The sequence below is a fragment of the Streptomyces nymphaeiformis genome, assembly GCF_014203895.1.
Classification (GTDB): domain Bacteria; phylum Actinomycetota; class Actinomycetes; order Streptomycetales; family Streptomycetaceae; genus Streptomyces; species Streptomyces nymphaeiformis.
Genome location: NZ_JACHJY010000002.1, coordinates 391470 through 404965, shown reverse-complemented (window position 1 = coordinate 404965; position 13496 = coordinate 391470). Strand labels below are relative to the sequence as shown.

The 13496-nt window shown below is 73.2% G+C and carries 13 protein-coding genes; 4 read left to right on the top strand and 9 right to left on the bottom strand.

What is annotated here, in order from left to right; translation table 11 throughout:
• Positions 1-156 precede the first annotated feature (156 nt).
• Positions 157-1137, bottom strand: coding sequence for a LysR family transcriptional regulator (locus tag GGE06_RS07760; RefSeq protein ID WP_184930358.1), 981 nt, complete (start codon positions 1135-1137; stop codon positions 157-159).
• Positions 1138-1373: 236 nt separating this feature from the next.
• Between GGE06_RS07760 and GGE06_RS07755 the strand changes: the two genes are divergently transcribed.
• From GGE06_RS07755 to GGE06_RS07740, 4 genes are all read left to right on the top strand, one after another.
• Complete coding sequence (locus GGE06_RS07755) at positions 1374-1994, top strand: carbonic anhydrase (RefSeq protein ID WP_116157234.1); 621 nt, start codon at positions 1374-1376, stop codon at positions 1992-1994.
• A gap of 8 nt (positions 1995-2002) precedes the next feature.
• A complete protein-coding gene (locus GGE06_RS07750) occupies positions 2003-2647 on the top strand; it encodes an L-threonylcarbamoyladenylate synthase (protein ID WP_184930357.1) in 645 nt (214 codons plus the stop codon).
• 212 nt (positions 2648-2859) lie between these two features.
• Complete coding sequence (locus tag GGE06_RS07745; protein WP_184930356.1) at positions 2860-4410, top strand: FadD3 family acyl-CoA ligase; 1551 nt, start codon at positions 2860-2862, stop codon at positions 4408-4410.
• Positions 4411-4423: 13 nt separating this feature from the next.
• Positions 4424-6046, top strand: coding sequence for a flavin-containing monooxygenase (locus GGE06_RS07740; protein ID WP_116157237.1), 1623 nt, complete (start codon positions 4424-4426; stop codon positions 6044-6046).
• Positions 6047-6119: 73 nt separating this feature from the next.
• On the opposite strand, the gene lipP1 is transcribed toward GGE06_RS07740, so the two are convergent.
• The 8 genes from lipP1 to hsaD all read right to left on the bottom strand — a co-directional run bounded on the left by lipP1 (position 6120) and on the right by hsaD (position 13488).
• Positions 6120-7034: a LipP1 family hormone-sensitive lipase gene (lipP1, locus tag GGE06_RS07735; RefSeq protein WP_220378516.1), complete on the bottom strand. Its 915-nt coding sequence runs from the start codon at positions 7032-7034 to the stop codon at positions 6120-6122.
• Complete coding sequence (locus GGE06_RS07730) at positions 7031-7795, bottom strand: glucose 1-dehydrogenase (RefSeq protein ID WP_184930355.1); 765 nt, start codon at positions 7793-7795, stop codon at positions 7031-7033. Before GGE06_RS07730 ends, lipP1 begins: the two co-directional genes overlap by 4 nt.
• The gene (locus GGE06_RS07725; RefSeq protein ID WP_184930354.1) at positions 7795-8565 is read right to left on the bottom strand and encodes a glucose 1-dehydrogenase; all 771 of its coding nucleotides are present in this window, start codon (positions 8563-8565) and stop codon (positions 7795-7797) included. The genes GGE06_RS07730 and GGE06_RS07725 overlap by 1 nt, the downstream gene beginning before the upstream one ends.
• Before the next feature lie 8 nt (positions 8566-8573).
• Positions 8574-10253 (bottom strand): FAD-dependent oxidoreductase, encoded by a 1680-nt coding sequence (locus GGE06_RS07720; protein ID WP_184930353.1) that lies wholly within the window; start codon positions 10251-10253, stop codon positions 8574-8576.
• A gap of 98 nt (positions 10254-10351) precedes the next feature.
• Positions 10352-11221, bottom strand: a complete 870-nt coding sequence (locus GGE06_RS07715; protein ID WP_116157240.1) for a MaoC/PaaZ C-terminal domain-containing protein — start codon at positions 11219-11221, stop codon at positions 10352-10354.
• A complete protein-coding gene (locus GGE06_RS07710; RefSeq protein WP_116157241.1) occupies positions 11221-11709 on the bottom strand; it encodes a flavin reductase family protein in 489 nt (162 codons plus the stop codon). The genes GGE06_RS07715 and GGE06_RS07710 overlap by 1 nt, the downstream gene beginning before the upstream one ends.
• The gene (locus GGE06_RS07705) at positions 11697-12590 is read right to left on the bottom strand and encodes a VOC family protein (protein WP_116157242.1); all 894 of its coding nucleotides are present in this window, start codon (positions 12588-12590) and stop codon (positions 11697-11699) included. The genes GGE06_RS07710 and GGE06_RS07705 overlap by 13 nt, the downstream gene beginning before the upstream one ends.
• A 25-nt stretch (positions 12591-12615) precedes the next feature.
• A complete protein-coding gene (gene hsaD / locus GGE06_RS07700; RefSeq protein ID WP_184930352.1) occupies positions 12616-13488 on the bottom strand; it encodes a 4,5:9,10-diseco-3-hydroxy-5,9,17-trioxoandrosta-1(10),2-diene-4-oate hydrolase in 873 nt (290 codons plus the stop codon).
• Between the last annotated feature and the right edge of the window lie 8 nt (positions 13489-13496).

The window sequence follows — 13496 nt, the reverse complement described above, 5'->3', positions numbered from 1 at the left end:
TGACGACGTCCTTGGACGTTGACGCGAAGTGTTCACCAGGTGACATGTTCCTGACGTGATCCCATATGGGATATAGCCGGGGAGCTATAGGGGGTGCCGTGCTGCGGCCCGCCCGGCCGCCGGGCCGCGGCCCTCGGACCCGCCCTGCGGGACCCGTCAGCCGTCCGCGCCGAGCGCGAACTCGGCGCCGCCGTCCTCCCACCAGGCGAGGTACTGCGGCCGCTGCCGTACGAGCGACAGGTACTCCGAGAGGAGGCGCCCGCCCACCGCGTCGGCGAGCTCGGGCGGGACGGATTCCGTGTTCCAGGCCAGCTGCAGCCGCCGGTGGAACGGGACGTCCACGAGCGGCCGCTGCACGGTGCCCTGGGCGGGCACGTCGGCGCTCGGCCACACCCCGCAGACGGCGCGCCGCCCGGCGACCAGGAGCTGCGCCACGGACAGGTCCGGCGTCACGTGCGCGATGCGCGGGGTGAACCCCGCCGACTGGCAGGTGAGGTGGAGGTAGGCGTGCACCCCGCTCTCGTCGGCCTCCGGCATGACCCACTCCTCGCCGTGGAGGTCGCGCAGGAGGACCCGTTCCTGGCGCGCCAGCGGATGGTCCTCGGCGAGCAGGACGAAGACCGGTTCGCGCAGCAGCGTGCGCGTCGCGACCGACTCGCCGACGGAGAGCGGGAAGCCCGGGAACTCGCCGAAGACCGCGATGTCGCATTTCGACTGGCTCAGCGCCTTCACCAGGGTGTGCACGGAACGGCGCGCGTCGATGGTGACCCGGTTCTCCGGGACGAGTTCGAAAAGGGCGGATATGAGCAGCGACACCAGGGGGCCGGCGGTGCCGCCCGCCCGCAGCGGCGCGGTGGTCCCCCGGTCCGTCTCGGCGGCCGATCGCGCGTGCTCGCGCAGCCGGTCGAAGCCGACCACGAGGTCGCGTGCGCAGCGCAGGACGTACTGACCGTTCTCGTTCGGTTTCACCCCGTCGGCGCTGCGGGTGAAGAGGGGGCCGCCCAGTTCCTGCTCTATCCGCTTCAGTTGAGCGCTCGTGGCGGGCTGGGAGAGCTGGAGGCGCGCGGCGGCTCTGCGGATGCTGCCGGCCTCGGCGACGGTGAGCAGGACACGGAGGTGACGGAACTCGAGGTGCATGTACATTCCCCGCTCAGGGCGGAGGGCACCCTTGCGCACCCCCCGTGACCAGCAGTACCAGCTGCCCCGGGGGCATGGTCACCAAGCCTCTGACGGGCCTGTCGGGGCGGCAACCACGGGAGGGCAAAATCTACGTGCCCATGCCAGGCTTTGCAGCGGCATCACGCGCCCGGGCCGGATCGCTCGCCCGGGGCCGGGCGGGGTCCGGTCGGGAGCGGCTCGTTAGAGTAGGTGCCATGCCTCGCACCTCTCCCTCGGTCGCGCTCGACGCGATGCTCGCCGGCAACCGGCGTTTCGTCGCCGGCCGGCCGAACCACCCCAACCAGGACGCCGCCCGCCGCGCGCAGCTCGCCCCCGGGCAGGAGCCGTTCGCGGTCATCCTCGGGTGCTCCGACTCGCGGCTCGCGGCGGAGATCATCTTCGACCAGGGGCTCGGCGACCTCTTCGTGGTGAGGACCGCCGGGCACGTCCTGGGGGCCGAGGTCCTGGGCAGTGTCGAGTACGCCACGAGCATGCTCGGCTGCCGCCTCGTCGTCGTCCTGGGACACGACTCGTGCGGTGCCGTCGCGGCGGCCCGCACCGCGGTGGAGGACGGGCTGCCGGCGGCCGGATTCGTACGGGACGTGGTGGAGCGGGTGACGCCGAGCGTCCTGGCCGCCCGCGCCGCCGGTCTGACCGAGGACGCCGACATCATCGACGAGCACATAAGGCACACCGTGCAGCTGCTCATGGACCGTTCCCGGGTCCTGTCGGAGCAGGTGCGGACGGGCGAGGTGGCGGTCGTGGGACTCGCCTACCAGCTCGCCGAGGGCAATGCCCGCCTCGTGACGTCCCACGGCGTCGAGAGCGCGGAGTGAGCGACCCCATGGCACAGCGTTTCGACTGCTCGGACCCCTCGGCCCGCCGGGCCGGACTCGACGCGGCGGTGGCCGCCATCGGACAGGGGCGTCTCGTCGTCCTCCCGACGGACACCGTCTACGGGATCGGCGCCGACGCCTTCGATCCCCGGGCCGTCGCCGGTCTGCTCGCCGCGAAGGGACGGGGCCGTCACAAGCCCTCCCCCGTGCTCGTCGGCTCGAAGGACGCGCTCGACGAGCTGGTCGGGGACCTGCCGCGGACGGCCGAGGACCTGATCGGGGCGTTCTGGCCGGGCGGTCTGACCCTGGTGCTCCGCCACCGGCCCTCGCTCTCCTGGGACCTCGGCGAGACCGGCGGGACGGTGGCCGTGCGGATGCCCGATCATCCCCTGGCGCTCGACCTGCTGGCCGAGGCGGGCCCGATGGCCGTCTCCAGCGCGAACCTCACCGACCGGCCGTCGCCGGAGGACTGCGACGCGGCCTTCGGGATGCTGGGCGACTCCGTGGCCGTGTACCTCGACGGGGGCAGGACCGCGGGTCCGGTGTCCTCGTCGATCGTCGACCTGTCCGGCGACGCCCCGGTCCTCGTCCGGGAGGGCGTGCTGTCCGCGGCGGAGCTCGCGAAGGTCGTCCCCGGGCTGATCGTGCCCTGACCGTCCTCCCCGTCACCGGCGCCGCCGTCCCCGTCCTTCCGGGGGCGGCGGCGCCGTCGTTCCGTCGGGAAGAAGTCCCGTCACCTTCCCGGTGAGCGGGAACCGCCCCCTGCGCCGGGGCGCCTCCCCCTGCCAGGCTCCGACCCGCTGTGGTTCCACCGCCCGCGCCCCGCCCGGGGGAGGGCGGTGCGGCAGGGAGGACGTGACAGATCATGAGGGGCGCGCAGACCATCGCCCGGCTCGCGGACTGGGCCGCGGAGCGCTACGGGGATGAGGAGGCCCTCGTCTTCGGCGAGGAGCGCTGGACGTTCGCGGAGCTCCGCGACCGGGTGGACCGGGCGGCACGCGCGGTGATCGCCCAAGGGGTGCGCCCGGGCGACTCGGTCGCCGTGTGGGCGCCCAACAGCGCGCGCTGGGTGGTGGCCGCGCTCGGCGCGGTGGCGGCCGGCGGGGTCCTCGTCCCGGTGAACACCCGCTACAAGGCCGCCGAGGCCGCCGACATCCTGCGCCGCTCGCGCACCCGGCTGCTCTTCACCGAGCACGACTTCCTCGGTACGGACTACCGGGCGCTGCTCGCGGACTCGGGGGAGGAACTCCCGCTCCTGGAGCGGACGGTGGCCCTGCACTCGGCGGACTGGTCACCGTTCCTGTCGGGTGCGGAGGGGGTGACCGGGGAGCAGCGGCTCGCCCGTACCGCCGCCGTGAGCCCGGCCGACACCGCGGACGTCCTCTTCACCTCCGGCACCACCGGCCGCCCGAAGGGCGTGCCCACCACCCACGGCCAGAACCTGCGCGTGTACGACGCCTGGGCCCGCACGGTCACCCTCCGGCGCGGCGACCGGTACCTGCTCGTCAACCCGTTCTTCCACACCTTCGGCTACAAGGCCGGCGTCCTCGCCTGTCTGCTGCACGGGGCGACGATCGTCCCCGAGCAGGTCTTCGACGCCGACGCCGTGCTCGGCCGGATGCGCGACGAGCGCATCTCCGTCCTGACCGGTGCTCCGACGGTCTTCACCTCGCTCATCCACCACCCCGAGCGGGAGGCGTACGACCTGAGCTCGATGCGCATGGCGGTCACGGGCGCGGCGAACATCCCCACCACGCTGATCGAGCAGATCAGGACGTGCCTCGGTGCACGGAGCGTCAACACCGCGTACGGCCTGACCGAGTCGACGGGCGTGGTCGCGATCTGCCCGCCGCACGAGTCCCCGGAGACCCTGGCCCGCACCTCGGGGACGGCCCTGGAGGGGACGGAGCTGCGCATCGACGCCCCGTCCGGGGAGCCGGGCGAGATCCTCACCCGCGGCTACCACGTGATGCACGGCTACCTCGACGACCCCGAGGCCACCGCCCGGGCCGTCGACGAGGACGGCTGGCTGCACACGGGGGACGTCGGGGTGCTCGACGAACGCGGGTTCCTGCGGATCACCGACCGGCTGAAGGACATGTTCGTCGTGGGCGGGTTCAACGTGTACCCGGCGGAGGTGGAGCAGGTGCTGCGCGGCCACCCGGCCGTCCGGGACGCGGCGGTCGTCGGCGCGCCGGACGCGCGGCTCGGGGAGGTCGGCGTCGCGTACTGCGTGCCGGAGGACGGGGCCGGCATCGACGCGGCCGAGCTGACCTCGTACACGCGTGAGCGGCTGGCGAACTTCAAGGTGCCGCGCGCCTTCCGTTCGGTGCCGGCGCTGCCGCACAACGCGGCGGGCAAGGTCGACAAGAAGGCGCTGCGGCGGTCGGCGGGGAACACCATCACCACTCGATGAGGAGAGTACGAACGTGAACGACAGCAACACCGAGTCCCCCGACGTCGTCGACGTGGTCGTCGTCGGGGCGGGCGTCACCGGCCTCTACGCGGTGCACAGGCTGCGCGGTCTCGGCCACAGCGTGCGCGGCTTCGAGCGCGGGGACGACGTGGGCGGCGTCTGGTACTGGAACCGCTACCCGGGCGCCCGCTGCGACGTGGAGTCCGTGGACTACTCGTACTCCTTCGACGAGGAGCTCCAGCAGGAGTGGGACTGGAGCGAGAAGTACGCGACGCAGCCGGAGATCGTCCGCTATCTGCGTCATGTGGCCGACCGCTTCGACCTGCGCCGCAGCTACAGCTTCGGCACCTCGGTGCTCTCCGCCGAGCTGGACGAGGAGACGCTGCGCTGGACGGTCCGCACGGACGGCGGCGAGGTGGTGTCGGCCCGGTACTGCGTGTTCGCCGTCGGCTGCCTCTCCAGTACGCACGTACCGGACATCCCGGGCGTCGGGGAGTTCGCTGGCGCCACCTATCACACGGGCGCCTGGCCGCACGAGGGCGTGGACTTCGACGGGCTGCGGGTCGGGGTGATCGGCACCGGGTCCTCCGGCATCCAGGCCGTCCCCCTGATCGCCGAGCAGGCGGCGCACCTCACGGTCTTCCAGCGCAGTGCCAACTTCAGCATCCCCGCGGGCAACGCGCCGCTCGACGAGGAGACCCGCCGGCGGCAGAAGGCCGGCTACGCCGAGCGGCGGCGCCTCTCGCGGCTCAGCGGCGGCGGCTCGCCGCACGCGGCGCACCCGTCGGCGACGTTCGACGTGTCCCCCGAGGAGCGGCGGGCCGCCTTCGAGGAGCGGTGGGAGCTGGGCGGCGTGCTGTACTCCAAGACCTTTCCCGACCAGCTCACCGATCCGGCGGCGAACGAGGCGTCCCGCGCGTTCTGGGAGGAGAAGGTCCGCGCGCTCATCGACGACCCGGCCGTCGCCGACCTGCTCGTGCCCACGGACCATCCGATCGGCACGAAGCGGATCGTCACCGACTCGCACTACTACGAGACGTTCAACCGCGACGACGTGACGCTCGTGAGCCTGCGGGAGAACGCGATCGAGCGGATCGACGCCACCGGGATCGTGCTGGCCGACGGCAGCCGGGTGGAGCTCGACGCGATCGTGTTCGCGACCGGTTTCGACGCGATGACCGGGGCGGTCGACCGGGTGGACGTCCGGGGGCGGGGCGGCAGGACGCTGAAGGACGTCTGGAGCGGGGGTCCCCGCACCTATCTGGGTCTCGGCGTCGACGGCTTCCCGAACCTGTTCAACCTCACCGGCGCCGGCAGCCCGTCGGTCATGGCGAACGTCGTGCTCTGCGCCGAACAGCACGGCGACTGGCTCGCCGACTGCCTGCGCCATCTGGACGAGCACGGCTACCGGGCGATCGAGGCGAGCCCGGAGGCCGTCGAGGAATGGGTCGCGCAGTGCCGCGACCGGGCGGCTGCCACGCTGTTCCCGGCGGCGAACTCCTGGTACCTGGGGGCCAACATCCCCGGGAAGCCGCGGGTGTTCATGCCGTTCATCGGTGGCTTCGGGGTGTACGGGGAGATCATCGCGGACGTCGCGGCCTCGGGTTACAAGGGGTTCGCGCTGATAGGCCCCTGACACGCCTGCGACCCGGAAAGCGCACCGCCCCCCACCCGATCGGGTGGGGGGCGGTCGTACGCGTACGCGTCGGTCAGTCCCGGGCGAGGGCCTCGCGCAGGGCGGCGAAGGCGGTCTCTCGGGCCTCGTTCGCCGCGGGCAGGGCGCCCGCCATGGAGAGGAAGCCGTGGAACATCCCGGCGTGGTGGTGGGAGGTCACCGGGACGCCCGCGGCGGTGAGGGCCTCCGCGTACGCCAGGCCGTCGTCCCGCAGCGGGTCGAAGCCGGCGGTGACGACCTGGGCCGGCGGAAGCCCGGACAGGTCGGCGCCCGCCAGCGGGGCCGCGTAGGGGCTGGTGCGGTGCGCCGGGGCCTGCAGATAGCCGTCCCAGTACCAGCGCAGGTGGTCGGCGGTGAGGAAGTAGCCCTGGGCGTTCTCCCGGTGGGAGGGGCGGGAGCGGGTGGGGTCGAGCATCGGGTAGTAGAGCGCCTGGCAGGTGACCTCGGGGCCGCCGCGGTCGCGGGAGAGCAGGGTGAGGACGGTGGCGAGGTTGGCGCCCGCGCTGTCCCCGGCGACGGCGATCCGCCGGCCCGGGTACGTCGCCGCCGCCCACAGCAGGGCCGTGTAGGCGTCCTCGGGGGCGGCGGGGAAGGGGTGCTCGGGGGCGCGGCGGTAGTCGACGGAGACGACGACCGCCTCCGTGGCCAGGGCGAGGGAGCGGCAGAAGCCGTCGTGGCTGTCGAGGTCGCAGAGGACGAAGCCGCCCCCGTGACAGAACACGATCACGGGGGCGGTCTCGTGGACGCCCGGGTCGTAGACGCGGACGGGCACGCCGTCGGCGTCCTCGTCCGTGACGCGGGCGACGGGCGGTGGTGGGACGGCCGGCCCGGGGCGGGCGGCGAAGAAGGCGCGCACCTCGGTGATGTCGGTCATCTCCGTCGCCAGCGGGGGGAAGCCGGCGGTGGCCAGGTCGATGACCGCCTGGACGTCGGGGTCGGGTCGGTTCACGTGTCGGCTCCGTTCGGGGTCAGGAACGGCATGCGGCCCGCCGACGCGCCGCCGTCCACGGCGAGTTCGGCGCCGGACAGGTAGGAGGAGTCGTCGGAGGCGAGGAAGGCGACGAGGTGAGCGACCTCCTCGGGCTCCCCGACCCGTCCGAGCGGGGCGCCCGGATGCTCCTTGGTGCCGAGGTGGGCGGTCATGGCGGTGGCGATGGCTCCCGGGTGGACGGAGTTGACCCGGATGCCGTCCGGTCCGAGTTCGAGGGCGGCGGTCCGGGTGAGGCCGCGGAGCCCCCATTTCGCCGCTCCGTACGCGCCGTGCCCCCAGATGCCCTGGAGGCCGGCCTGCGAGGAGATGTTGACGATGGAGCCGCCGCCGCTCTCCCGCATCGCGCCGGCGACGGCGCGGACGCCGAGGAACGGGCCGATCAGGTTGACGCGGAGGATGGCCTCCAGGCGGGCCGGGTCCTCCTCGGTGATGGGCGAGGTGGAGTAGACGGCGGCGTTGTTGACGAGGACGTCGAGCCGGCCGAAGGCGTCCACGGCGGCGGCCACGGCGGTCGCCCAGGACCGGTCGTCGGTCACGTCGTGGCGTACGAAGCGGGCGGCGGGGCCGAGGGAGGCGACCGTCGCCTCTCCTTCCGGTTCCAGGACGTCGGTGAGGACGACCTTCGCGCCGAGGGCGGCGAAGAGGCGGGCCTCGGCCTCGCCCATGCCGCGGGCCGCGCCGGTGATCAGCGCGACCTTTCCGGTGAGGTCGACGGGCATCAGGGGTTCTCCTCGATCGGTCGGAGGGTCGGGCCGGTCGTCCAGCCGCCGTCGACGGCCAGTTCGGCGCCGGTGACGTACGAGGCGGCGTCCGAGAGCAGGAAGGCGACCGCCCGCGCGATCTCCCGGGGCTCGCCGACCCGGCCCATCGGTGTGTTCGGGTACTTCCCCTCGCCGCGCTCGATGCCCACGTGGGCGGTCATCGGGGTGTGGATCATGCCGGGGTGCACGGAGTTGACGCGGATCCGGTCGGCGCCGAGCTCCACCGCGCCGAGCTTGGTGAGCCCGCGCACGCCCCATTTGGCCGCGCCGTACCCGGCGGTCCTGGCCAGGCCCATGAGGCCGGCGGCGGAGGAGACGTTGACGATGGAGCCGCCGCCGCTCTCCCGCATCGCGGGGATCACGGCGCGCATGCCGAGGAAGACGCCGGTGAGGTCGACGTCCACGACGTGCCGGAACGCCTCGGCCGTCTGCTCCTCCAGGAGGTGCGAACCGCCGGAGATCCCGGCGTTGTTGACCAGGCCGTCCAGCCGGCCGAAGGTGGCGACGGCGAAGTCGGCGACCTCGCGCCAGTCGTCCTCGGAGGTGACGTCGTGGCGGACGAACCGGGCGTGCGCGCCGAGCCGCTCCGCCGCGGTCCGTCCCTCCTCCTCCCGGACGTCGGTGAGGACGACGCGGGCGCCGGACTCGACGGCCGCCCGGCCGGCCTCCGCGCCGATCCCCCGCGCCCCGCCGGTGATGAGCACCGTCCTGCCGCGCAGGTCCGTCATCGGGCCGGTCACCGCGCCTCGGCGGAGCGCGTACGGGCGATGTGGTCGGCCGCGAGCCAGCTGAAGGTCATCGCGGGGCCGATGGTCGCGCCGGGTCCCGGGTAGGTCTCGCCCATGACGGCGGACGACACGTTGCCGGAGGCGTACAGGCCGTCGATGGGCGTGCCGTCCTCCCTCAGGACGCGGGCGGTGGCGTCCGTGACCAGGCCGCCCTTGGTGCCGATGTCGCCGGGGTGGACGGGGATCGCGAAGTACGGGCCCTTCTCCAGGGGCGCCAGGTTGGGGTTGGGGAGCGTCGGGTCGCCGTAGTAGCGGTCGTAGACGCTGTCGCCGCGGTGGAAGTCCTCGTCGCGGCCGGCGCGGGCGAAGCCGTTGAAGCGGTCGACGGTGGCGCGCAGCCGCTCCGGGGCGACGTCGATCAGGGCGGCGAGGTCCTCGACGGTCGGGGCCTTCTTGACGAAGCCGCTCTCCAGCCACGGCTTGGGGAAGGACTGGCCCGGGAAGAGGCCCATGAAGATGTAGCGGGACTTGGCGGTGGCGTCGAGGATCAGCCAGGAGGGGACGGTGGTCGCCCCGGGCTTGTCGTTCGCGTACATGGCGTCGACGAACTCGTGGTACGGAGCGGCCTCGTTGGCGTACCGCTCCCCCGCCTGGTTCACGATCGCCATGCCGGGGATGCCGCGGTCGGCGACGAGGAAGAACGGCCTGCCCTCGGGAGGCACCACCGAGGGCGCGCCCCACACCCGGTCCATCAGGTCGGTCGCGGCGCCGAGGGCCATGGCCGGCTCCAGGGCGTCGCCGGTCTGGCCGTCGGACGCGGAGCTCCACTCGGTGGAGGTGGGCCCCGGCAGGTACTTCTCGCGGAGCTTCTGGTCGTGGGAGAAGCCTCCGGAGGCGAGGACGACGCCGCCGGTCGCGCGGACGGTGAGCTCGCGGCCGTTCCGGGTGATCCGGACGCCGGTGACCCTGCCGTCCTCCTCGACCAGGCCGGTCAGCGGGGCGGAGAGCCACAGGTCGGCGCCGAGGGCGTCGAGGGAGTGCCGCATGCGGGCGATCAGCGCCTCGCCGAGGGAGAGCGGCTCCTGGCCGGAGAGCCGGGCCTTGACCGCCTGGGCGCCGACCTTGAGGGCGGTGCGGCGGCCGGACCAGGTGCGTCCCACCATGTTCAGCTGCCGGAAGTCCTTGGAGGTGATGGTGAGGCCGTACGTGGGCAGGCCGGCGCGGCGCATGGTGGCGCGCTGCTCGGGGCCGAGCTTCTTGAAGTCGAAGACCTGCGGTTCGACGGAGCGGCCCTGCGGGTAGCCGCCGAGCCGCTCGGGGTAGTAGTCGGAGTAGCCGGGGGTGTAGACGAACCTCACGGCCGTGCGGTCGTGGAACTCCCGTACCATCCGCGGCCCGTGGGCGACGTAGGCGTCCTTGCGCTCGGCGGGGACCCGGTCGCCGACCGTGGCGTCCAGGTAGGCGCGGGCCTTCTCGGGGGTGTCGCCGAGTCCCGCCTCGTCCAGGTGGAAGTTGTCCGGGACCCAGATCGCGCCGCCGGACAGGGCGGTCGAGCCGCCGTAGACGTCGGTCTTCTCCAGCACCAGGGCGGTGAGTCCGCGGAGCCGGGCGGTGATGGCCGCGGCCATGCCGGCGGCGCCGGAGCCGACGACCACCACGTCGTACGTGTGGTCCCACTGGTCGTTCATCGCGTTCTCCCTGGTTGTCTCGGGTGGGTCGGCGGCCGGGGCGGGCCGTCCTCCGCCCCGGCCGCCGGGTCGTCGCGCGCGGTGAGCCGCGCGTCGGTTCAGCGGGCGGTGATCCGCGCGTCGGTGAGGACCGGCGCGTCCCCGCGGTCCGCCGCGGTGGCCGTGAGCCGGTAGCCGTCGGGGGTGTCCCAGACGCGCAGCCGCAGGGTCTCGCCGGGGTGGAAGACTCCGGCGAAGCGCGTACGGCAGCCGGCGACCGCGCTCGCGTCGCCGTCGAGCAGCCGGTCGGTGACGGCCTTGACCGCCATCCCGAAGGTGCAGAGCCCGTGCAGGACGGGCCGGTCGTGGCCGGCGCGCCGGGCGGTGGCGGGGTCCGCGTGCAGCGGGTTCCAGTCACCGGTGAGCCGGTAGAGCAGCGCCTGCTGACGGAGCGTCGGGATCTCGGCCACCAGGTCGGGTTCCCGATCGGGGACGGGGAGGCGCTCGGAGGGGCCTCGGTCGCCGCCGAAGCCGCCCTCGCCGTGGACGAAGATCTGGTTGCGCTGGGTGATCAGCGGCTCGCCGTCCTCGCCGGTGAGGGTGGACTCCTGGACGATGACGGCGGCCTTGCCCTTGTCGTGGACGGCCGTGACCCGGGTGGCCGCGGTCGCCCGGGCGGCGGTGGGCAGCGGGCGGTGGACCGTGATCTCCTGGCCGCCGTGGAGCACGTTCGCCAGGTCGATGTCGACGCCCGGCAGGTCGAAGACCTGGAAGCCGACACCGCCGGTGCCGCCGGCGACGACTCCGAAGGTGGGCAGGACCTGGAGGCCCCGCTCGTGTCCTTCGTACGTGTAGCGCAGTTCGCGCGGGTCGGTCTCGGGGACGCCCGCGCCGAGGGCCAGGTGGTAGAGCCGTACGTCGCGCTCGTCCCAGCCGGCCTCGGTGCGCACCGGCGGCGCCGAGGTCGCCTTCTCGACGTCGATCGGCATCAGAACGCGCCCACGGCGTAGCGGCTGCGGAAGAAGAGCAGCGGCCGGCCGTCCTCGCCGGCGTCGAGCGCCACCACCTGCGCGGTGACCAGGTGGTGGTCGCCGGCCTCGTAGACGGCGTCCAGCTCGCACTCCACGTGGGCCAGGGCTCCGTCGATGCGCACGGTGCCGTGTTCGCCGGTGCTCCAGGGCACCCCGGCGAACTTGTCGGGGCCGCTGCGGCCGAGCGCGGCGCAGGTGTCCCGCTGGTCCTCGGCGAGGATGTTGACGCAGAAGCGGCCCGCGCGCTCGATCCTCGGCCAACTGGTGGAGTTCTTGCCCACGGCCAGCATGACCAGCGGGGGGTCGAGGGAGAGCGAGGCGAAGGACTGGCAGGCGAAGCCGACGGGCTCCACGGCGTCGGCGTCGAGGGTGGCGACGACCGTGATGCCGCTGGCGAACCGGCCGAGCACGTCGCGGAACTCGGAGGGCGGGATCAGCCGTTCCACTGGTGGCCCCAGAAGCTGTCGGCGGTGATCTCCTTCGCGACCCAGGTGGCGGGGTCGACGACGAGGCCGTCCCAGCCGTACTCGACCTGGAAGCCGCCGGGGGCCTGGGCGTAGAAGGACACCATGCGGTCGTTGGTGTGGCGGCCGAGGCTGGAGGCGATGGGGATGCCGGCGGCGTGCATGCGGTCGAGGCCGCGGCCCACGTCGTCGAGGGTCTCCAGCTCCACCATGAAGTGCACGATGCCGGGGGGCAGCGCGCCGGGGTAGAGGCCGAGGCTGTGGTGGCGGCGGTTGGGGCTGAGGAAGTGCATCCAGTGGAAGTCCCGCTGCTCGGTGGCGGTCGGGACGGCCTGCGGCGGCAGCTTCATGGAGTCGCGCAGCTGGAAGCCGAGCAGGTTCTCGTAGAAGTCGAGGGCGGCCTCGACGTCCGGCACGGGGAGCACGACGTGGCCGAGGCCGAGGTCCCCGGTGACGAAGCGGTTGCCGTACGGGGTGCCGAGCGCGGTGTGGTCCTGCGCCTGGCCCCAGTAGATCTCCAGCGGGTTGCCGCCCGGGTCGGTCACGTGGATGAGGCCCTGGACGCGGCGCTCGGTGAGTTCGGCGGGGTCGGCGGCCTTGACGGCGACGCCGGCGGCCTCCAGTTCCTCGGCGACGCGGGCGAGTGCGGCGGCGTTCGCCACCTCCCAGCCGGCGGCGAGGAGCCGGTCGCTCTCGCCGGCCTGGATGACGATGCGGTGGGCGCGGTCGTCCAGGCGGAGGCAGAGGGTGTCCTCGGTGGTGCCGGATGCCTCCACCATGCCGAGGACGTCGAGCGCGTAGCGGCGCCATTCGTCCAGGGTGGTGGTCTCCAGGCGGAGGTAGCCGAGAGCGCGGATGTCCATGGTGTGCACCCCTTCTGTGGAGGTCTCAGTGGGAGAAGAAGTCGACGGCGAGGCGGTTGAACTCGTCGGCCCGCTCGGTCTGGGCCCAGTGGCCGCAGTGCGGGAAGACGTGCAGACGCGCGTCGGGGATGGTCTTGAGGGCGACGAGGGCGCCGTCGAGGGGGTTGACGCGGTCCTCGCGGCCCCAGGTGAGGAGCACCGGGTGGGTGATCCGGTGGGCCTCGCGCCAGAGCATCGTGTCCTCGGCCCAGGCGGGGTCGGCGAACGAGGCCCCCATCCGGGCGCCGCCGAGGCGGGTGTCGGGGTCGGTGGCCGAGGCCCAGCGTTCCTCGACGAGTTCGTCGGTGACGATCGACTGGTCGTACGCCATGACGCCGAGGAACGCGCGCATCTGCTCCCGGGTGGGCTCGGGCGAGGCGTTGAACTCGAAGAGCCGCTTGATGCCTTCGGTCGGGTCGGGCGCGAAGAGGTTGACGGAGACTCCGCCGGGGCCCATCAGGAGGAGCTTGCCCACCTTGTCCGGGTGGTCGAGCGCCATGCGGACGGAGGTGCCGCCGCCGAGGGAGTTGCCGATGAAGTGCGCCTGCCGGATGCCCAGTTCGTCCATGAGGGCGGCGACGGCGGCGGCGCTGAAGCTGAAGTAGTCCTTGTCGAGCTCCGGCTTGTCCGAGCGGCCGAAGCAGGGCTGGTCGACGAGCAGCGTGCGGAAGTGCTCGGCGAAGACCGGGAGGTTGCGGCCGAAGTTGCTCCAGGCGGAGGCGCCGGGGCCGCCGCCGTGGAGCATGATGACGACGGGGGCCTCGACGGCCCGGCCGGCGGGGGCGGCCTCGTGGTAGTGGAGGGTGAGCCCGGCCGCCTTGGCGGTGCGGGAGGTCGACTCGTACGTGAGCTCTGCCATCGTCGGCG